The organism is Citrobacter cronae, assembly GCF_016893685.1.
Lineage (GTDB): Bacteria > Pseudomonadota > Gammaproteobacteria > Enterobacterales > Enterobacteriaceae > Citrobacter > Citrobacter werkmanii.
In genome coordinates this window covers 4,157,672-4,158,124 of record NZ_CP069763.1, presented here as the reverse complement: position 1 = coordinate 4,158,124, position 453 = coordinate 4,157,672, and the positions used below count along the sequence as shown (strand labels likewise).

At 32.7% G+C, this 453-nt stretch carries 1 protein-coding gene; it reads left to right on the top strand.

Annotated elements, in window-relative coordinates; all coding sequences use genetic code 11:
* Positions 1-139 precede the first annotated feature (139 nt).
* Positions 140-313 carry a GnsA/GnsB family addiction module toxin gene (locus JSN25_RS17995; protein ID WP_001100119.1) on the top strand — a complete coding sequence of 58 codons (174 nt, stop codon included), beginning with the start codon at positions 140-142 and terminating at the stop codon, positions 311-313.
* The last annotated feature ends 140 nt before the right edge of the window (positions 314-453 follow it).

Sequence of the window (453 nt, the reverse complement as noted above, 5' to 3'; positions counted from 1 at the left end):
GTATGAAGATTGTACTGCAAACTATTGATAATTGAGTCTTTCTATTCTATCTTTTAAACATATCAGCGCTTATACAAGTGCTCTACGGGGAATGTAACATGCTTGGCGTTGATACGTTAGAGATCAAGAGAGGTAAACAATGAACGTCGAAGATTTAAAAAGAAAAACTGAAGCGGATATTTCTGAATTCATCACAAAAAAAATTATTGAACTCAAAAAAAAGACAGGAAAAGAAGTTTCCGATATCCAGTTTAATGCTCGTGAAAAAATGACTGGGCTTGAAAGCTATGATATTAAAATCACATTAATCTAATTGTTATAAGACTCAGTTTGAGTGAAAAAGCATTATCTTGAAAGGTAATGCTTTTTTATTTCTGTCATAAAATTTAGAACGTTGTCAAAGCCTTCACTTCTAACCATAGATTTTCTGCTTACCTTTTAACGGGGCCTCCT

Bases quoted from the DNA above. Each gene is read 5' to 3' on its own strand.
- JSN25_RS17995 (WP_001100119.1), top strand. From the start codon at position 140: ATGAACGTCGAAGATTTAAAAAGAAAAACTGAAGCGGATATTTCTGAA.